The organism is Aeromonas sp. 603607 (assembly GCF_049171595.1).
Lineage (GTDB): Bacteria > Pseudomonadota > Gammaproteobacteria > Enterobacterales > Aeromonadaceae > Aeromonas > Aeromonas veronii.
The window spans coordinates 52,841-72,445 of the sequence record NZ_JAAKOV010000001.1 but is presented as its reverse complement, the minus strand read 5'-3'; the positions used below and the strand labels follow the sequence as shown (position 1 = coordinate 72,445).

Annotated in this window: 13 protein-coding genes; 2 read left to right on the top strand and 11 right to left on the bottom strand. The window is 61.1% G+C overall.

Annotation, left to right across the window (positions count from 1 at the left end; genetic code table 11):
• Nucleotides 1-184: 184 nt before the first annotated feature.
• A complete protein-coding gene (locus G5315_RS00340) occupies nucleotides 185-724 on the top strand; it encodes a glycine zipper 2TM domain-containing protein (RefSeq protein WP_421332064.1) in 540 nt (179 codons plus the stop codon).
• A 115-nt stretch (nucleotides 725-839) separates the two neighbouring features.
• Here G5315_RS00340 and xdhC read toward each other — a convergent pair whose 3' ends face one another.
• The 11 genes from xdhC to mocA all read right to left on the bottom strand — a co-directional run bounded on the left by xdhC (nucleotide 840) and on the right by mocA (nucleotide 18,754).
• Nucleotides 840-1,325 (bottom strand): xanthine dehydrogenase iron sulfur-binding subunit XdhC, encoded by a 486-nt coding sequence (gene xdhC, locus G5315_RS00335; RefSeq protein ID WP_005336775.1) that lies wholly within the window; start codon nucleotides 1,323-1,325, stop codon nucleotides 840-842.
• Nucleotides 1,322-2,200: a xanthine dehydrogenase FAD-binding subunit XdhB gene (xdhB, locus tag G5315_RS00330; RefSeq protein WP_216978827.1), complete on the bottom strand. Its 879-nt coding sequence runs from the start codon at nucleotides 2,198-2,200 to the stop codon at nucleotides 1,322-1,324. Before xdhB ends, xdhC begins: the two co-directional genes overlap by 4 nt.
• On the bottom strand, nucleotides 2,193-4,511 hold the full coding sequence (gene xdhA, locus G5315_RS00325) for a xanthine dehydrogenase molybdenum-binding subunit XdhA (protein ID WP_421332062.1): 2,319 nt from the start codon (nucleotides 4,509-4,511) through the stop codon (nucleotides 2,193-2,195). The genes xdhB and xdhA overlap by 8 nt, the downstream gene beginning before the upstream one ends.
• 363 nt (nucleotides 4,512-4,874) lie before the next feature.
• A complete protein-coding gene (locus tag G5315_RS00320) occupies nucleotides 4,875-6,176 on the bottom strand; it encodes an NCS2 family permease (RefSeq protein WP_180343373.1) in 1,302 nt (433 codons plus the stop codon).
• A 396-nt stretch (nucleotides 6,177-6,572) separates the two neighbouring features.
• On the bottom strand, nucleotides 6,573-7,889 hold the full coding sequence (gene guaD / locus G5315_RS00315) for a guanine deaminase (RefSeq protein ID WP_005360769.1): 1,317 nt from the start codon (nucleotides 7,887-7,889) through the stop codon (nucleotides 6,573-6,575).
• 52 nt (nucleotides 7,890-7,941) lie between these two features.
• The gene (locus G5315_RS00310; RefSeq protein WP_421332061.1) at nucleotides 7,942-9,459 is read right to left on the bottom strand and encodes a nucleobase:cation symporter-2 family protein; all 1,518 of its coding nucleotides are present in this window, start codon (nucleotides 9,457-9,459) and stop codon (nucleotides 7,942-7,944) included.
• Between the two features lie 95 nt (nucleotides 9,460-9,554).
• Complete coding sequence (locus G5315_RS00305) at nucleotides 9,555-12,452, bottom strand: molybdopterin-dependent oxidoreductase Mo/Fe-S-binding subunit (protein ID WP_421332060.1); 2,898 nt, start codon at nucleotides 12,450-12,452, stop codon at nucleotides 9,555-9,557.
• Nucleotides 12,449-13,225 (bottom strand): molybdopterin-dependent oxidoreductase FAD-binding subunit, encoded by a 777-nt coding sequence (gene ygfM / locus G5315_RS00300; RefSeq protein WP_216953628.1) that lies wholly within the window; start codon nucleotides 13,223-13,225, stop codon nucleotides 12,449-12,451. Before ygfM ends, G5315_RS00305 begins: the two co-directional genes overlap by 4 nt.
• 80 nt (nucleotides 13,226-13,305) lie before the next feature.
• Nucleotides 13,306-14,634 (bottom strand): putative aminohydrolase SsnA, encoded by a 1,329-nt coding sequence (ssnA, locus tag G5315_RS00295; protein ID WP_216953629.1) that lies wholly within the window; start codon nucleotides 14,632-14,634, stop codon nucleotides 13,306-13,308.
• A gap of 30 nt (nucleotides 14,635-14,664) precedes the next feature.
• Nucleotides 14,665-17,775: a putative selenate reductase subunit YgfK gene (gene ygfK / locus G5315_RS00290; RefSeq protein WP_216953630.1), complete on the bottom strand. Its 3,111-nt coding sequence runs from the start codon at nucleotides 17,773-17,775 to the stop codon at nucleotides 14,665-14,667.
• A gap of 331 nt (nucleotides 17,776-18,106) precedes the next feature.
• On the bottom strand, nucleotides 18,107-18,754 hold the full coding sequence (gene mocA, locus G5315_RS00285) for a molybdenum cofactor cytidylyltransferase (RefSeq protein ID WP_421265544.1): 648 nt from the start codon (nucleotides 18,752-18,754) through the stop codon (nucleotides 18,107-18,109).
• Between the two features lies 1 nt (nucleotide 18,755).
• Between mocA and yqeC the strand changes: the two genes are divergently transcribed.
• A complete protein-coding gene (gene yqeC, locus G5315_RS00280; RefSeq protein ID WP_421332058.1) occupies nucleotides 18,756-19,604 on the top strand; it encodes a selenium cofactor biosynthesis protein YqeC in 849 nt (282 codons plus the stop codon).
• The last annotated feature ends 1 nt before the right edge of the window (nucleotide 19,605 follow it).

Genomic DNA, 19,605 nt, shown 5'->3' with positions numbered 1-19,605 from the left:
ACGCCGGAAACTGGTCACTTTTAGTCCGTTGTCGCCAAAGTCAGACAGTTTTTCATAGTGGCTATTTTTTGACCTTGCCAGCGCCTGTCGCAGACCCATCCCCCTCGCCTTGTCCGGCCAACCGGTTATGACAAGATGGCGCCAGATTGGAACAGCCCGTATGGGTATGCAGGAGAACCATAAGATGAACAGATCCATGATGGCAGGTATCGGTATTGGCATCGCCTCGGCCCTGGCACTCTCGGCGGCGGCTAGCGGCTCCCTCTTTACACCACAACCCACCTTTGCCGAGGTGATCGCCAGCAAGCCGATCACCGAGACCATCAAGACTCCCCGACAGGAGTGTCGCAACGTCACCGTGACCCATCGCAAGCCGGTACAGGATGAGCACAAGATCCTCGGCACCGTGGTTGGCGCGGCGCTGGGGGGCGTGGTCGGCCACCAGTTTGGCGGTGGCAGCGGCAAGAAGGTGGCCACCGCAGCCGGGGCGGTCGCGGGTGGCTATGCCGGTAATCAGGTGCAGGGCAATATGCAGGCGGGCGATACCTACACCACCACCGAGCAGCGCTGCAAGACCGTGCAGGATGCGAGCGTCAACACCATAGGTTATGACGTGACCTATCGCCTCGCAGGTCAGGAGGGGGTGATCCGCATGAAGCAAGCCCCGGGCGCCACCATTCCGGTCAAGGAGGGCAAATTGGTGATCGACCAGCCAAAAGTGTGATGTCTCCTGACCCCACTCAGCAGCAGGCCCGCCTCTTTCGAGGCGGGCCTGTGTTTTTGGGAAGGCTTGTTTCCTTTTTCAAACAACAGCACTCAGGCTCATTGCGCCCAGTCAGTTACCCCTTGCAACACTTCTTGACCGCCCGCACCACGTTCTGATACCCGGTGCAGCGGCACAGATTCCCCGATAGCCCGCGGCGGATCTCCGCATCGGTCAGCGGACGGCGTTCGGTCTTGTCGAGCAGGGCGGCGCTCGCCATCACCAGACCAGGCGTGCAAAAACCGCACTGCACCGCCCCCTCGTCGATAAAGGCCTGCTGCACATCGGATAGCTCATTCCCTTTGCGCTCCCCCTCCACGGTACGAATGGATTTGCCATCGGCCCAGACCGCCAGATAGAGGCAGCTGTCGATGGCAGTGCCATCCACCCGCACGGTACAGGCGCCGCACTCACCGACACTGCACCCCTCTTTTACACTGATCAGCCCCTGCCCGCGCAGGAAGTGGAGCAGCGACATGGTGGGCGGCACTGCATAGGAGTAAGGCTTGCCGTTGATCTCGCACTGGATCTCCACGGCGGGACAGCTTTGCGGTTGCATCATAGGATCTTGCCTCCGGCACGTTCGACTGCGCAGGCGACCACCCGCTGCGCCAGGGTTTTGATAAGGTGCAGACGAAACTCCTTTTCCGCCCGCCAGGAGGATCGCGGCGCCACATCGGCCACTACCGCCTCGGCAATCGCTGCCAGTGTGGCGCGAGTCAGGGGTTGCCCTTCGGCCGCCGCTTCCGCGTGAGGCGTGCGCACCGGGGTCGGGGCCGCCACCCCATAGGCCAGCCGCAGGCGCTTGAAGTGGCCATCCTCAATCTGGCAGTAGGCGGCGCAGCCGATGGTGGCGATATCCATGGCATCGCGCATGGCGTATTTGAAGTAGTGGGAGCCCACCTGGGGGTGCGAGTCCGGGGCAAAGTGGAATGCCACCAGAATTTCCGCCGGTTGCAGCGCAACCTTGCCTGGGCCGGTATGAAAACCGGCGATGGGGATGCGGCGTGTGCCGTTAGGACCAGCAATCTCAAGCTCGGCCTCCAGCGCGACGGTAGGCGCCGCCGAGTCAGCACTGGTGGCGCCGTTGCAAATATTGCCGCCATAGGTGGCGACGTTGCGGATCTGCGGGCCGGCGATGGTAGCGGCCGCCTCGGCCAACATTGGCAGGCGGCGCTGCACCAGTTCGTTTTCAATCAGCTCGGTAAAGGTGGTGCCGGAGCCGATACGGATCGATCCGTCCGGCAACTCGCTCACCCCTTTGAGTTCGGGCAAGTCGTGAATATCGACGATATGGCGATAGACGGCGTTGAGGTGATGAAGCTGGATCATCACATCGGTGCCACCGGCCAAGAGGCGCGCCTCGGGGTCGGCCTGGCGCAGGGCGACGGCCTCGGCCACGCTGTGCGCCTTGTAGTAACGGGCAATATCAAACATGGTGTTGCTTCTCCCCTGATCCCTCGCCAATCAAACCCGCCGCGACAAACTCCCGGAACAGGGTTTTGGGGGTGATGGGCAACTCGTTGATGGCGACCCCGGTCGCCATTCGAATGGCGTTACGGATTGCGGGGCCCGGCGAGATGATGGGCGGTTCCCCCAGTGATTTGTGGCCATAGACCGACTGGGGCTCATAGGTCTGCACGAAGTCACATTCAAGCTCCGGCAAATCCAGCATGGTGGGGAACTTGTAGTCGAGCAGGTTGGGATTGCGCACCACGCCGCTCTTGGCATCGATGATCATCTCCTCGAACAGCGACCAGCCGATCCCCATCCCCATGCCGCCATGCACCTGTCCCTCCGCCAGTTGCGGGTTAAGGATCTTGCCCGCATCGTGCAGGTTAATGATGCGATTGATAGTCACCTTGCAGAGATCGATATCGACGCTGAGATCGACAAAGGTGCAGCCGAAACTGGGCGGGTTAGTGGTGGTCTTGTGGGAGACCTCGGAGGTGATCTGACCGCCGATAGTGAGGTGGTAGTAGGCGTTGACCGACACTTCGGCGACGCTGATCAGTACCTTGTCCGGTGCGCCAGCCAGCACCACGTAACCATCGATCAGGGTGAGCGATCCCACATCCTGATGGCAGAGTTGGGCCGCCAGCGACAAAATGCGGGCCCGCAGCTGCAGCGCCGCCTGATGGATGGCGGGCGCCGCCACATAGCTCTGGCGCGAAGCGAACGAGCCAGGATCATAGGCGGTGATGTCGGTATCCTGAGTCGAGATGACCCGGATCTGCTCAAACGGAATGCCCAACGTCTGGGCCGCCATCTGGGCAAAGACGGTATCCGACCCCTGCCCTATCTCGGTGGCACCGATCTGCAGATTGACGGTGCCATCCTGATTGAGCAGCATGCGGGCGCCAGCAATTTCGACCCCCACCGGATAGGTGTTGGAGCCGTAGCTAAAGCACGCTACCCCGATGCCGCGCCGCACCCGGCTGGCAGGATCCTGCCCCAGACACTCGGCCTTGAGCCGACCCCACTCGAACATCTCGCGACCACGCAGCAGGCAGTCCGGCAACCCGGCGCTGTAGATGGTCTTCTGGTTGACCTGATTGACATCCCCTTCCCGCGCCACGTTGGCGATCCGCACATCGAGCGGGTCTAACCCGAGTTCAGCGCAGGCATCGTCCAGCATGCACTCGAGGGCAAAAATCGCCTGCGGCGCGCCGTAACCGCGCATGGCACCGGCGGTGGGCAGGTTGCTGTAGAAGGTTTTGGCGTCATAGCCAAAGGCGCTGCGCGGATAGAGGTAGCTGATCTTGTTGCCACCGGCGCTGGCGATGGAGTGGCCGTGAGAGGCATAGCCACCGGTGTTGGAGAGCACGTCGAGCTGATAGCCCTTGAGGGTGCCGTCGCGATTGAGGCCCATCTTGCCGTCGATGGCAAAGCCGTGGCGGGTGCGGGAGGCAAAAAAGCACTCCTCCCGGCTCAAGGTCACCTTGACCGGCACGCCGCCGAGCTTGTAGCTCAGAAACGCCGCCATTGGCTCTTCCAGCACATCCTGCTTGTTGCCAAAACCGCCGCCCATATAGGGTTTGATCACCCGCACGCTGGACCAGGGCAGGCCGAGGGACTTGGCCACCCGACTGCGCACTATCTGGGGGATCTGGGTGCTGCTGACGACGATGATGTGGTCCGGTTGATCCATGTAGGCGTAGCAGGTCACCGTCTCCAGATGGCAGTGCTGCACCACAGGGGTCCGGTAGTGCCCCTGAAACTGCAGATCTGCCGCCGTAATGGCCTGCTCCGGGTCATTGGCGCGAAGCTGGCTTTGGCGCAGCAGATTGCCGCTCGGGTGAATGGGATAGGCATCGTCGGCCAGCGCGCTTTGGGCATCCGTCATCACCGGCAGCGGTTCGTAGGTCACCTTGACCAGCGCAGCCGCTTTTTCGGCGACCAGCGGATCGCGCGCCACAACTATGGCGACCCCATCACCAAAGTGGCGTACATGGTCGGTGAGCAGGCGGCGGTCTTTCACATCCCGTTTCGCCTCATCGAGAGACCAGGCGTGACCGGCGGTGCGAAAACAGGTGGTGGGGACATCTTCATGGGTAAACACGGCTTCGACCCCGTGCAGGGCCAGCGCTTCGGTCGCATCGATGGCGAGCACCTTGCCGTGGGCAATATTGCTACGCACGTACTTGGCGTGGCGCATCCCGAGCATGATGTTGTCATCGGTATAGCGGGCGCTGCCGGTCACCTTGGCCTCGGCATCCACCCGCTTGAGCGGTAATCCTATGGACATATGCAAGTCCTTTTTCGAATGGAAAAATCTGGAACCGGCATAAAAAACAGCAAGATATGCGCCTGTTTCAAGCCATCGTCAGGAGAATGGGGAGAAGTGTGAAGGGGATCCCATCTAGCCCGCTTTTGTTGGCCCGAAGCGACAAGCCAAGGGCAACCCCTGAGCAAACGGGGCACATCAGCGGTGAAAAAGCGGCAGAGCGAGGAGAGCAAGGGTGGAAGCCTATCAATCTGGTAGGGGGATTTATCAAAATGGTATCGCGATGGCACTAGCGGCTAAGGCATGGTAACCAGCGTTGACGGTCAGAGCGCCGCAGATATAAAAATGGGGCCGCCAGAGCGACCCCAAACGGGCGGGTTATCCCTAAATAGCCCACCCCCCAGCATAAAAGAGCACCAGCGCCAGGGCGATGACCACGGTGCCGACGTTGAGCTTGTGCCACTCCTTCGAGCAGATACGGCCGATCACCAGCGAGCTGAAGCCAAGCATGATGCCGGTCACGATATTGCAGGTGAGTACGATAAAGACGGCGCATACCAGCCCGGACATGGCCCCGACAAAGTCATCGAAATCGAGCTTGGTGACGTTGCTCAGCATCAAGAGCCCCACATACATCAGGGCCGGTGCCGTGGCATAGGCGGGCACCAGATAGGAGAGCGGCGAGAGGAACAGCATCAGCAGGAACAGGCCGCCAACCACAGTCGCGGTGAGGCCGGTTTTGCCTCCCGCCGCCGTGCCCGCCGCCGATTCGATATAGACGGCAGCGGGGGCCGCCCCCACCAGACTGGAGAAGATGCTGCTGACCGAGTCGGCACTGAGCGCCTTGCCGCTGTTGATGATGTGACCATCCTTATCGAGCAGGTTGGCCTGCCCCGCCACGGCGCGGATGGTACCGGTGGCATCGAATACCGCCGTCATTACCAGCGCCAGTACGCTGGGCAACACCAGCGGCGAGAGGGCCCCCATGATATCCAGACTGAAGATGAGGGACTTGCCTTGATCGTCCGAGAGGCTCGGTAGGGCGAACAGCCCCTGATACTTCACCGCCGGATCGAAAATCAGGCCGAAGATGGAGATGGCGATGATCACCAGCAGGATCCCCCCCGGTACTCTCAGCTTCTCCAGCCCGAAGATCACCGCAAGGCCGATCAGGGACATGATGACCGGCATGGAGGTGAAGGCCCCCAGCGCCACCGGCAGCCCCTCCAGCGGGTTCTTGATCACCAGCCCCACCCCGTTGGCGGCGATAAGCAGCAGGAAGAGACCGATCCCGATGCCGGTGCCGTGGGCAATCCCCATCGGCAGGTTGTCGAGGATCCAGCTACGCACCCCGGTCACCGAGATGGCGGTAAACAGCACCCCCATCAGGAAGACGGCCCCCAGCGCCACCGGAATGGGGATCTGCTGCCCCAGCACCAGACTGAAGGCAGTAAACGCCGTGAGGGAAATAGCGCAGCCGATGGCCATCGGCAACTTGGCCCAGAGCCCCATCAAGAGCGAACCGAACCCCGCCACCAGACAGGTGGCGACAAACACGGCGCCGGGAGGAAAGCCCGCCTTGCCGAGCATGCTTGGCACCACGATCACCGAGTAGACCATGGCAAGGAAGGTGGTGAGGCCCGCCAGCACCTCCTGTCTGACATTGCTGCCCCGCTCGCTGATCATAAAGTAGCGATCAAGAGCCGTGAGCGGCTGTTGCTTTGCTGCGCTCTGGCTGGCGTCATCATTGGCCAGCTGTTCCACGCTGTTTGTCCTGCTGTTTGCTTGGGTCATACCCAACTCCTTCACACGCGCCTGAATGTTCCATGACGAAATGGCGACAGGATCTGCGGGTCTGCCGAGCGCCAGTCTGATGAGAAACAGGCGATGGTGGCAGAAGATGCGACAGACAGACCAGGGCAGGCAGCCTTGACTCAAACGTTTGCCTTGCTGGTCAAAAAAACCGGGCCATTTCACGTTCTATGCGGGGAGATCCCCTGTGGTGCGGCAAGACTGGCCTCCTGTTGGGTACGCCAGCCGCCGTATTCGTTGGGGCTGCGCCGCGGCAGCCCACTCCAGCCCCTACCCCCGTTCATGCACCAGTTGGCCATCCACATAGGTGCGGTAGATGGATCTGTCATCCCCCAGGGTCAGCAACACAAAGAGCTTGTCCCGCAGGGTGGTGGAGTTGTCATAACGCAGCTGCTGCAGCGGGGTGGCGACCGGGTCGAGCACCACGAAGTCCGCCTCCTTGCCCACCGCAAAGCTGCCGATCTTCTCGTCCAGCCCCAGCGAATGGGCGCCGCCCAGGGTGGCCAGATAAAAGGCCTGATAGGCCGAGAGCCGCTCGCCCTGCAACTGCATCACCTTGTAAGCCTCGTTGAGGGTCTGCAGCATATTGAAGGTGGTACCCGCGCCGATGTCGGTGCCCATCCCCACCTTCACCTGCTTGCGCCACGCCTTGTGCAGCTTGAAGAGACCGCTGCCGAGATAAAGATTCGAGGTGGGACAAAACGCGATGGTGGAGCCGGTCTCCTTCAGGCAATCCCACTCCTGCTCTTCCAGATGGACGCAGTGGGCAAACACGCAGTTGTGGCCGGTGAGCCCATGCTGGTGATAGACATCGAGATAGCCCTTGTGCGCCGGGAAAAGAGATTTGACCCAAGCGATCTCGTCCTTGTTCTCGCACAGATGGGTGTGCAGATAGGTGGTGGGAAACTCTTCGCGCAGTCGCCGCGCCATCGCCAGCTGCTCGGGTGTCGACGTGGGTGCAAATCGTGGTGTGATGGCATAGAGCAGTCGACCGTTGCCGTGCCAGCGCTCGATAAGCTGCTTGCTCTGCACATAGCTGCTCTCGGCGGTATCGAGCAGATAATCGGGCGCATTGCGATCCATCATCACCTTGCCCGCGATCATCCGCATATTGATACGGCTGGCCGCCTCGAACAGGGCGTCTACCGACTCGGGGTGCACTGTGCCGAACACCAGCGCCGTGGTGGTGCCGTTGCGCAGCAGCTGCTTGATAAAGAAGGTGGACATCTCGCGGGCATACTCGAGATCGTTGTAACGCCGCTCGGCGGGGAAGGTGTGGCGGTTGAGCCACTCCAGCAGCTGCTCGCCATAGGCTCCCACCATTTCACTTTGGGGATAGTGAATGTGGGTATCGACAAAACCCGGCACTATCATCTTGCCGCGATAATCCCGCACCCGCACCTCGGTCGGAATGCGATCCTTCCCCTCCTCCCACTCACCGAACCAGTCGATGCAGCCGTTGCGAATGATCAGCAGACCATCCTCGATAAGACGGGCGTTGGACTCAATCTCCTCGGGCTGATCCACCACCCGGGTGATATCGAAGAAGCTGCCGCGTACCGCTTTGACAGAGTTGTCATTTTTCATAACCGTTTCCCTGTTTTTCTTGTTCTGTTGACGTTTTTTGCCGGTTTAACCGTCAGATCCGTTCCACTTGTGGCGCCACCGCCTGCCCGGGCACTGGTGACCCCTCACCCTTGCTGGCCGATGGCTGGCCCGCACTGCGGGCGGTAAAGATCACATCCGGCTTGTCGCTCAGCTGGATCACTTCAACCGCCTCTGCATCCCTGACGGCCGCCTTGCGCTTGCGGCTTTGCGGCAACACCAGATTCATGATGATGGCGGTGATGCCGCCGGCGCAGATGGGGTTCTCCACCAGCATGTAGATACCCGCCGGCAGCACCTTGAAGACGTTCGGGTCATAGGAGACGCCGAGCCCAAGACCCAGCGAGGTGGCGACAATCAGGGTCTCCCGCCGCTCGAAACCGTGGCTGATGATGATGCGACCACCGGCGATGGCGATCATCGAGAACATGATGACCATGGCGCCCCCCATCACAGGTGACGGTATGGTGGTAAAGAAGCGCCCCACCACCGGGAAGAGCCCCAGCAGCACCAGAATGACGGCGATAAACTTGCCCACATGGCGTGAGGCCACCCCGGTCATCTGGATGACGCCGTTGTTCTGGGCAAAGGTGGTGAGTGGCAAAGAGCCGAGGGCAGAGGCGATCACCGAGACCAACCCGTCCGCCAGCACGCCGCCGGAGAGCCGTTTTTGAAACTCGGGGCCCTGAATATCCCGGTGGGAGACCATGGCGGTGGCGGTGATGTCCCCCACCGCCTCCAGCACGCTCAACAGATAGATGGTGCCCGCCAACATAAAGGCGTGAAAGTCGAAGGAGAAACCGTACTTGAACGGGATCGGCACCGTAATAAGCGGCAGGTTCTCAAGGGCGGAGAAATCCACCATGCCAAGCATCAGGGCCACCGCATAGCCCACCATCAGGCCGATGGCGATCCCGCTCATCCGCAGCAGCGGGCTTCGGCTGCAGTTGAAAGCGACGATGACGCAGAGCACCAAGAGCCCCAGCCCGATGTTCTCATATTTGCCAAAGGTGCCGCTGCTCATGGCGGAGAAACCGCCGCCAAAGTCGATGATCCCCACCTTGATAAGGCTCAGGCCAATCATCAGCACCACCACACCGCTCACGGTCGGGGTGATCACCCGCTTGAGGTAGGGCAGCACGAAGGAGGAGCCCATCACCAGAAAGGCGCCGACGAAGGAGACCCCGAGCAGGGTCGAGACGATCAGCTCCTCGTGGATGCCATCTTTTTTCATGGCGCCGCCGAGGGCGATCATCACGGTGACGAAGGAGAAGTTGACCGACTGAATGGAGAGCAGCCCCGAACCGATGGGGCCATAACGGTTCACCTGCAGCCAGGTGCCGATACCGGAGGCGATCATCGCCATGGAGACCAGATAGGCGGTGGTCTCGGTGGAGAGGCCCAGGGCGCCGCCGACGATCAGCGCCGGGGTCACCATGGGAACAAAAATAGCCAGCAGATGGGTCACTGCGCCCATCAGGGTTTGATAAAACGGGGGTTTGTCTTCCAGCTCGTAAATGAGATCCGAGTGCTTGCGTGTTGTTTTAGACATCGTGTTTGTCCCATCACACAGAATGTAGGCGGAGTACTCATTCCGCCGTCAGGCGCTGGGGGCGAGCTGGCGCCCGCCCCTCACCTTTTCTTTTGTTATGCCGACACTTTTTGCTCCAGCTTGCCCAGTTCGCGCAGGATCTGCTCCGGCGTGAAGTGCCACTTGCGCAGCCAGACACCGCAGGCGTCGTGGATGGCGGTAGCGATGGCGGGCGCCGCGCCGTTCACCCCGATCTCCGAGATGGACTTGGCGCCGTAAGGGCCGACCTTGTCGTCACTCGGTACCAGGAAGGCCCGGAAGTCGCGGGGAATGTCGCCAATCTTGGGCGCGCCATAGCTCTTGAGATCCCGGGTGAGCGGGATACCCTTGCTGTCGTAGCAGATCTCCTCGGTCATGGTGTGGCCGATGGCCCGCATGGTCGCCCCGTAGATCTGGCCGAGGGCCAGTTCCGGGTTGATGGGGGTGCCGCAGTCGAGCAGGGCGTAGAACTTGTCGAGACGGATCTCGCCGGTTCTGAGGTTGACCGCCACCTCGGCGAAGTTGGCACCATACGGGAAGGCAAGCTCCGAAGTGATGTAGCTGGCAGTGCCCACCAGAATACCGAAGCCGGTGCCTGTCTCGGCCTTGTGGGCCAGCTTGGCGAGGCTCACCTCCCCCTGCTTGCCGCGCACTATACCCGGGTGAACCAGCTCCACATCCTCCACCGGCTCGCCCAGCATGGCGGCGCCGTGGAACAGGATCTTCGCCTTGAGGTTCTCGGCCGCCATCTTGGCCGCGTTGCCGGAGAAGCAGGTGCCTGACGAGGCGTAGGCTCCCTTGTCGAATAGCGCATGGTCGGTGTCGCCAGAGATCACATGCACATCGCTGAGCGGGCAACCGAGCACTTCGGCGGTCAACTTGGCCACCACGGTATCGAGGCCGGTGCCGATATCGGCGCCACCGGAGTGGACGATAAAGGTACCGTCAGACTCCAGCTTGACCATGCAGTTGGCCTGATCGATATCGGGGATCCCCGATTTTTGCATGATGATGGCGACGCCACGACCGATGCGCCAATCCCCGTCGGCGGGTTTCGGGCTATCCCAGGCAATCAGTTCGCGACCCTGTTTGAGGATGGGCTCGAGGGCACAGCTGGCAGCGTGGGGCACCGAAGTCGGCATCTTGCCCTCGCCAATGGCACCCAGCACCTTGAGGATGTCCCCTTCGTGCACCCGGTTGTGCTCCACCATGTCGAGCTGATCGATGCCCAGTTTCTCGGCAAGTTCCGCAATGGCCATGGTCAGCGCGAAGTTGCCCTTGGGCGCGCCATAACCCTGATAGGCGCCGGTCGGGCAGATGTTGCTGTAGTAGGTGTTGACGGTAAAGCGCACGTTGTCGCACGGATAGAGCGGCAGGGAGAGCGCCGGGCCGTTGCTCGGCACCGTCAGAGAGTGGTTGCCATAAGGGCCGGTGTTGGCACGAAAATCCATCTCGATAGCGGTAATGGTGCCATCTTTTTTGGCCCCCACTTTCACCTTCACCTTGGCCACGTGGCGGGAGGTGTTGCTGATGAACTCCTCTTCACGGGTGTAGCGGAAGGTGACCGGACGACCGGTGACCCTGGTCGCCCAGGCGCACACATCTTCCAGCAGGATATCCTGCTTGGAGCCAAAGCCGCCCCCTACCCGCTCCTTGATCACATGCACCTGATGCTGCTTCATGCCGACGATGCGCGCCACCTGGCGGCGCACGTGCCAGGGCACCTGGGTGGAGGCGTGAATAACCAGACGCTCCCCATCCATGTAGGTGAAACAGATGTGCGGCTCGGTCGGGCACTGCTGGGCCTGGGTCGATTCGTAGGTGCGCTCGACAATCTCGTCCGCCTCGGCAAAGCCTTTGGCCACATCGCCGATCTGGCCATGGACGCTGGCAGCCAGGTTCTCGTGCGGGCGGGAACCGATGGGGAAGTTGATGATCATGTGCTCGTCACCGCGACGCACCGAGCAAGCGTTCTGCTGCTCGAGATCCGCCGGTGCCCCAGCCATGTAGACGATGGGCTCGTCGTGGACCAGCGGTGCATTGGGGGCCATCGCCTCGTCAATGCTCATGACCGCCGGCAGCACCTGATACTCGACCTCGATGAGTTTGAGCGCGGCCAATGCGATGGCTTCGCTCTCGGCCACCACGGCGGCCACCCGGTCACCGACGTGACGCAGCTTGCGGCCAAACATGCGGCGATCGAGCGGTGACGGCTCGGGCGCGCTCTGGCCACCCGGGGTGTAGTAGATATCCGGGCAGTTGAGGTGGGTGATGACATGCACAACGCCCGGCATGGCTTCGGCGCGGCTCACGTCGAGTTTGGTGATCACCGCATGGGGATGGGGGCTGCGCAGCATCTTGATGACCAGCGCATCCTCGGTGACCCGATCCTCCACGTAGCAGGGCTTGGCCTGCACCATCTTGGCGGCGTCCACTTTCGGACAGCTCTTGCCGATATGGCGCAGATCGTCGCGAAATTCCGGGGCGATCTGGCACAGATAATCCGGGTCCTTCATCCGTGAGCAGGCGAGCTCGATGGCCTGATAGAACTGCTGATAACCGCCATCGCGGTGAAACAGGCCCGAGAGGGCATCGTCGATTTGATCACGGGTGGGCTCGGGGTGGCGATCAAGCAGGTCGGTGACAATCAGCGCGGCGGCCGGATCGTTGTAGCCGGACTGCACCACACCCACATCCACCATTGCCTGCTGCACCAGACTGAGCTGGTTCCAGCTGCCCAGCGACTCGGCGGTGCGCACGTCGGCTCCATCCAGCTGGGCGGCGATCAGCAGGGAGGCGTTGATCACCTTGCCGTTGAAGAGAATGGCGTCGGAGCCGGCAAAGCCAAAACCGTCGTCGCTGTTGCGCACCGAGTGCATCCGGCACTGGTTGAACAGCACCCGCTGGGCATTCTCGCCAGCCGGGGTGATGACGGTGCGCAGGGCACCGTTCAGTGTGAAGTTGAGTTCCATCATGCCTGTACCTCCTGCTGCTGGCACTCGACCAGCAGATCCGCCACCACTACCCCGCTGATATAGCGCTTGTAGGTCACGCTGCCGCCGAGATCCTCGCGCGGTGCAACCAGCTCGCTCACGGCCGCCTCCAGCGCGGCATCGTGCAGATCGCGGCGCTCCACATCACGCAGGCGCATCGGCTGCGGCGTAACGCCAGCAACGGCGACCCGCATCTCGCCAAGGGCATCGAGGGCGACGGCGGCAGTCATCACCGCCAAGCCATCGGCGTTGCGGCTGATGCGGCGAGTGGCGCAGCGCAGTTCAGGCTCCGGCAGCACAACCCCCAGCACCAGGGCATTGCGCTGACCCGCCAGATAGGCGTCGATGGGTTGCAGCAGGTTGTTCTCCAGCACCACCACCGCTTCGAGCACCAGCAGCACCGGCAGCAAGGGGGAGTCCTGCTGCTGGCAGGCAATTTCGCCGCCAATGGTGGCCTGATTGCGCAGATGGCGGGAGTAGACAAACCCCAGCGCCTCGCACAGGGCGGCCGGGGTACGGGGGTCATCTTTGAGGGCTTGCAGGGTGACGGTGGCGCCGATGTGGAGTTGACCGTGCTGTTGCTCAATCTGGCCAAGTCCGAGCTTGTCCAGCGAGATGGCGACCTTCTTGTCGGTGCGGGTCGGGGCTGCGTTGAGCTTGCTGCCGCCCCCCATGTAGACGGCGTCGTTGCCAAAGCGGGCCTTGAGTTCCAAAGCCTGACCCAGTTGTTCGGGTCGGAAGAATTGCTCAATCATGTGTCGTCCTTACTCTTGCAGCCCGCCGCCGGGGAGATCCACAGGGCGGGCAATCCGGTCCAAAACTGTGGAGGGTGGCCCTAGGCCAGCTGATCCATCCGTTGCCACAGGCGGCTCGCCACCTTGCTGGCCTGCTGATAAATGGGCTCGACGTCAAAGGCGAACTCGCGATCCTGATAGACCATGCGTCCCTCGACCATCACGCTGTTGACCGAGGATGAGCCCATACCGAAGGCGAGATGGCCGCCGAGGTTGCGCGGCGCCAGCGGGGTCGGTGCGGCGTAGTCGCAGATGGTGAGGTCGGCCTTGTAACCCGGCTCCAGGCGGCCAAATTTGGCGCCGAAGTTGCGCTCCAGCAGGGTATTGCCGTTCCAGAGGAACCGGGCAAAGCTGTCGGGCCAGAGCGCTCCGCCGGCATCCTTGTGTTTGAAGTAGGCGAACTTGAGCTCTTCGAGCATGTCGGAGCCGATACCATCGGTGCCAAGCGCCAGATTGCGATACTCCGGCAGGTGCATGTTGTAGCCCACATGGTTGTTCATGTTGGAGCGGGCGTTGTGCACCAGGAAGGCATCGCGGCTGTTGAGCAGCTCGATGTCAGCCGGGCTCAGGTAGATGCCGTGGGCGATCAGGGTCTTGCTGTCGACAAGGCCAAACTCGTCCAGCCGGGCGATGGGCTCCTTGCCATAGTGGTGGTGACCGTGGGCCATATCGTAGCGGTCTTCCGCCACATGGATATGCAGACCACGACCGGTGACCTGTACCGCTTCGCGCAGCATGGCCAGCCCCTCGTCGGGTACGGTGAAGGGGGCGTGAGCGCCGATATGGGCCTCCACCAGATAGGGTTCGCTCCCCTTGGCCTTGGCGGCATCAATGGCCTGCGCAAATAGGATGTTCTCCTCCACCCCAGCCTGCAGCTCGGCGAGGCCGCCGTTGCGATCCGTGGTCTCGAAGCAGGTCATGCCGCGCAGGCCCGCCTCCATAAACCCTTTGCGCAGCACATTCAGGGAGCCCTTGATGAAGTTGGGCGAAGCGTGGTGGTCGATCACCGCGCTGCAACCGCTCTTGATCGCCTCCAGCGAGCAGATGAGACCGCTGTAGTAGAGGGACTCCTCATCGAGCGCCCGATCGAGCCGCCACCAGAGGTTTTTCAGGGTGGAGATAAAGTCCGGGCAGGGGGCAATGTTGGCCATGATCCCCCGCGACAGGCCTGAGTAGAAGTGGTTGTGGGCACAGACGATGCCCGGCATCACCAGCTTGCCGCCCATCTCCCGATAGTTGGCCTCCGGGTAGAGGGCCCGCAGATTGGGCCCCACCGCTTTGATAAGGGTGCCTTCGATGGCGATATCCACCCCTTCCAGCACCCGGGTCGGCTCCAGCTGGACAGCGGTGACGTTTTTCAGAATAAACATGGTGTGCTCCTTCGCTTATTCGTGGTTCGCTCAGGCCTCGACGGCCCCCAGCAGGTAGTGGTGATGAGCATGGACATGGCTGATGATCCGGCACATATCGCCAAGGGCCGCTGGCGCATCCTTGATCCGGCTCTGGGCGTCTATGGTCAGGCGATAGGTCTCGCCACCCTGACGCACCCGCAGTTCGCCACCATCCGCCAGATAGAAACCGGGGTTGCGGCTGTTGTCGAAGTCCTCGGGCAGGCTGAAGATGGTGACCTTGTCCTGATAGGGCTTGCCCTGCCACGGGCAGAACTGGGCGCAGTTGCCACATTCGTTGCAGTAGGCATCCAGGTGCAGGGTCTGGAACTGATCCTTGAAGCCCGGCACCGCAATGGCGACGTTGGCCCGGTTGGGGCAGACATCCACGCACTTGCTGCAGAGGTAGTTGCACTCGAGGCAACGGTGCGCCTCTTGCGCCACGAAGGCATCCCGCTCATTCTTGTCGACCATAGTGACGGCGATGCTCCCCTTGCGACGGTAGATCTCATCCTTGCCCGACGGCTGGATGGTCACTTCACTCTGCTGGCTGGCGATATGCTCGCGAGAGAGCACCAGATCCGCGGCGCGGCGGGCACCACCGATGGCACCGACGATGGAGGACGGGCCGCTCTGCACGTCACCGATAAGGAAGACGTTGCGACGGCTGGTTTCGCCGGTCTGGCTGTCCACCTCGGGCCAGCCATCGCTGCCCAAGGGAATGCCCATCGCTTTGAGCACCTCGCAGTCAGGCTGCTCGCCGATGGCGGTGATCAGCGCATCCATCTGCATCACTTCGGTCTGCTCGGTGGGCACCGGACGGCGGCGGCCCTGCTCGTCAGGTTCCCCCAACGCCATCATCCGCACGGTGAGCTTGCCATCTTTGTCAAAGCGCTCCGGATTGGTGAGGAAGCAGAAACGCACCCCATCCTCCACCGCTTCCAGATACTCCTCGCGATAGGCGGGCATCTCTTTCTCGCTGCGACGGTAGATAACGGTCACATCGCTGACACCCGGCACCTTGAGGGCAGCGCGGGCGCAGTCCATGGCGGTGTTACCGGCGCCGATCACCGCCACATGGCGGCCGAGCGGCAGCGGTTTGCCCTGATTGAAGCTGCGCAGGAAGTGGAAGGATTTGTAAATCCGCTCGTGTCCCCCTTCGAGACGCATGCCGCCATTCTTGTCGGCGCCGATGCCGACGAAGACATAGGTAAAGCCCTGGGCGTGCAGCTTGTCGACGGTGAGTGCCGGATCGCAGCCAAACTCGAACTTGACCCCGTGGGCGGCGACAAAGTCGATGTCATGCTGGATAAGCTCGGCCGGAATGCGGAACTCGGGGATGATGTGCTTGACCACGCCACCGGCATCGGCTTCACGCTCGAACACGGTGACCGGGTGACCGGCGCGGGCCAGGAAGTAACCAGCGGAGAGACCGGCGGGGCCGGCGCCAATGACCGCTACCGGGTGCTTGTCACCACTGCCTGCCGGTTTGTGCCAGCGAGCCTTGTACCCTTCCCAGCCGCGCTCCAGCGCCACCTTTTTCAGCTCGCGGATGTTGAGCGCGCTGTCGTAGTCGAGACGGGTGCAGTTGTACTGGCACTGGTGATCGCAGATATGGCCGGTGATGGCGGGCAAGGCGTTGCGCTGATAAATCAGCTCAAGGGCTGCCACATACTGCCCCTCGCCCATCAGGCGAATGTACTCGGGGATATCCTGATGCACGGCGCAGGCGGTGACGCAGGGCGCTACGTAGCAGTCGGTCAGCGGCAGGCCGCCACCCACTTCGATGCGATCGTCGGACTTCCACTCCTTCTGGGTGTAATCCATGGTGAGGGCCTTAGCGGCAAGCGCTTCCAGCTTGGCCACATCCACCTGACTCATGCCCCAGCTGTCGGAGGCGTCGATCTCTTTGAGACACTCGATCTGGCGCAGGTAACCACCCGGTTTCAGCAGATCAGTGGCCATGGTGATGGGACGAATACCGGTCTCGAAGATCTCGGCGATATTGAACTTGCTGGCACCACCGGAGTAGGAGATGGGCAGCTTGCCATCGAAGGCGCGGGACAGCACAGCGGCCACGTTGATGGAGAGGGGGAACAACGCACGGCCGGACATATACATCTCATCCCCCGGCAGCGCCCCTTTGCGGTTGATGGTGCCGAGGGTGTTGGTCAGCTTGACCCCGAAGGTGAGCCCCTTCTCGGCCCCCAGCGCCATCAATCGGGTCAGCATTGCCTTGGCCTGATCCAGCTTGAGGTCGTGATCGAACGACGCTTCGCTCAGACCAATGTAATCAAAGCCGCAGGTATCGAGGATCTCGCGCACCCGCGGGTAGCCTAGCAGGGTCGGGTTCAGTTTGACGAAGGTGTTGAGCCCCTTCTCTTCCAGCATGTAGCGGCAGATGGCCTCAATTTCGTTGGGCGGGCAGCCGTGCATGGTAGAGAGGGTAACGCCGTGCACCAGATTGGCCGGGATACGATCTACCAGCTGTTGCAGGCGATCGCGGCGCGCCCCCAGTCCCAGCTCGGCGATAAACTGCTCATCGGCCACCAGCTCACGTACCACCTGCTGGTATTCGGCAAATTTCGGATTGCTGCTGGCATCCATCAGGCTGTGGATGAACTGCTGCATCGGTGGCTGTTTGATGCCATCGAGGTTGTAACCCACGCTCATGTTGAAAATGAAAGACTTGGCCTCCCCCTCAAGACGCGGATCGAACACCTCCTCCAGCAGATAGAGGGCAAACCAGGCCTTCAGATACTCGTCAAACGCCTTGGGCAAGGTGAACTCGGTAGACCACTCGGTGTTGAAGCACTCGTCTTCGGCATCGATGCAGGGCTTTTCCAGTTCGAGACGGTCCAGGATCTGCACCGTCTTGAGCTCGATAAAGCGCCCGCCGGTCAGCCAGGAGGTGACGATGTTCTGGGCCAACTGGGTATGGGGGCCGGCTGCCGGGCCAATGGGGGTCTCGCAGGTTTCACCGAACACCTTGATCTTGCGCTCGTCCTGCTTGCGATAGAATTGCGCGGCGGGAATACCGAAAATGCTCTGACTCTCTTTATATTCCGCAAAAATACGGGTCAGAAGGTTCTTGAAGGGAACGGGTCGCATAATATCGCCCATGGCTATCTCCTTGCAGCTGTTCTGCCCATTGGCAGCATGAATAAATGGGGTATCCCGCACGGGTGTTCCCCCTTGGCAAGGAGAGGAGCAACTATCAGGCCACTACAGTTATAAAACGAGCTACAAAACTATTTTTTAGGGTGAAAGCGTGAGGCAGCTCCAATTAATGATGAGAAATTACGATATCACCATTATGGGTATTGCGAGTAGTTATCAATCACTCTGAAATTTACTTGATGAGCAGTTCAAAAAGAACTCGCCCTATCAGATCAAGTGCGAGAAATATCACTTTGATACGCCATTTATCTCCCCGTTATCTTTTTAAACTGGGTTATTTCGTGGGCTCGCTCTCATTTTCAAGAATGCCACCCAGCAGCGCCTGATAGCGCTCCGGGGTATCCACATCAAACAGGATAGCGGGGCTGTCAACTGGCACCATACGGTGTGGATGCCCTTGCAACCAGCGCCGTACCGACGACTGCACCGGGGCCGCAGCCAACTCGCGGGCAAGGGATTTTGGCAGCAACACCGGATGGCCAGCCTCCCCCTGCCAGGTGGGAAAGAGTGTCTCACAGCCCTGTGCCTGCCAGAGCTGTTGATAGACCTCGCGCGGGATACAGGGGAGATCCCCGTGGCTGATAAAGAGGTAGTCAGCGTCACTGGCCGCCAGGGCGCAGCGGATGGAGCTGCCCAGCCCCTGCCGATAGTCGGGATTGTGGACGACAACAATATCTGGCCGTGATCCGTAGCGGGCTTGAAGCTCCTCGCCACGATGGCCCACCACCAGAATAACCCGCTGACAAAAAGCCAGGGCATTTTTGAGACTTGCATCAAGCATTGTCCCCTGGCAATAAGGTAGCATCATTTTCCAGGTACCCATTCGGGAAGATAAACCCGCCGCCGTTATTATACAGTCACACTGCACTTGTTCCTGGCAACGTTGTTTTCCACTCCCTTCGATATTTATTTTGGTCGTCATTATGTCGCTACCACACGTTGTTGCTGTCGCATTTCCAGATATAGATCCGCTATTAAACCCGCTCACCAAAAATATTGATAGCCATACCACCTTAATTAGCCTCTGCGGGGCCGGTGGAAAAACCAGCACCCTGTTCTGGCTGGCGGAATATTTTTATCAACAGGGTAAAAGGGTGCTAATTACCACCACCACCAGGATGTTTCTGCCTGCCCCGTCACACTATCGGGAATTGATCCTGGAAGCCGATCCCGTCCGCCAACTGACCCGCTGTCAGCAACTGCCCGATGAGCCGACTCTGGTCGCCCTGTTCAGCCATATCGATCAGGCCAGCGGCAAGGTGGCGGGCCCCACACCCCAGCAGATTGATCTCATCAAGGGGCAGCAGCGCTTCGATCTGATCCTGGTCGAAGCGGATGGCGCCAATCACAAGTTATTGAAAGTGCCCGCTTTGCACGAACCTTGCATTCCACACCAGAGTGACTGGGTGATCGCCCTGCTGGGCGGCGCCATGGTGGGAGCCAATGCCGACCCGCAGCAGATCCACCGCTGGGCAGAGCTTCAGGCCCTGTGCGGGATAGAGGACGGTGACCCCCTCGACTGGGCCCTGTTTCACCAGCTGCTCTCCCACCCCGAGGGACTGTTCAAGGGCACCCCGGCCAGGGCGCGCCGGATCTGGTTTATCAATGGGGATTATCAAAATGAGGCGTCGTGGCTCGATGAATTGATAAAGCTGCATAGCCGCCACCCCGAGATCTATGCCGTCTGGCAGGGGGCGGTTCGCGAGCCACAGCCCATTCGCCACGCACTCGGTTACTTCGCTCAGGATGAGGCTCAGCCGCCTCGCCCATGAT